This is a genomic window from Streptosporangium sp. G12, from assembly GCF_052983175.1.
In genome coordinates, this window is record NZ_JBRIQO010000108.1 from 1 (window position 1) to 709 (window position 709).

General features: G+C 71.2%; 1 protein-coding gene. It reads right to left on the reverse strand.

Annotation, left to right across the window (positions count from 1 at the left end; translation table 11 throughout):
• A partial coding sequence (locus tag ACVCAG_RS45810; protein ID WP_440089953.1) for a beta-ketoacyl reductase occupies nt 1-709 on the reverse strand: 709 nt, incomplete at both ends.

Consider the following 709-nt stretch of genomic DNA (forward strand, 5'->3'; position numbering starts at 1 on the left):
TGGTGAATCGTGCGGGGACGAGGACGGGGTGGTCGGTGTGCAGGGCGGCGTCGAGCAGGGCGAGTCCTTCGGGGATGGACAGGGGTTTGACGCCCGCTCGTTCCATCCGTCGCAGGTCGGCTTCGCTGAGGTCGCCTGCCATGCCGCCGGAGGCCCACAGTCCCCAGGCCAGTGAGGTGGCGGTGAGTCCTTGGGCGTGGCGGTGGTGGGCCAGGGCGTCGAGGTAGGCGTTGGCGGCGCCGTAGCCGGCCTGGCCGGCGCTGCCCAGTACTCCGGCCAGGGAGGAGAACAGCACGAAGGCCGACAGGTTCAGGTCTTGGGTCAGTTCGTGCAGGTGGCGGGCGGCGTCGGCCTTGGGTCGCAGGACGGCGTCGATGCGTTCGGGGGTGAGGGAGGCCACGATGCCGTCGTCCAGGATTCCGGCGGTGTGGATGACACCGGTCAGGGGGTGTTTCGCCGGTACGGAGGCGAGCAGGTGTGTCAGGTGCTCGCGGTCGCCGACGTCGCAGGCTTCGATCGTGACCGTGGCGCCGAGTTCGGTCAGCTCGGCGGCCAGTTCGGCGGCGCCGGGTGCCTGGGTGCCGCGTCGGCTGGCCAGCAGCAGGTGTTTGACCTGGTGGGTGGTGGCGAGGTGTTTGGCCACGACCGCGCCCAGCCCGCCGGTGCCGCCGGTGACCAGCACCGTGCCCTCCGGACCGAACACCGACCG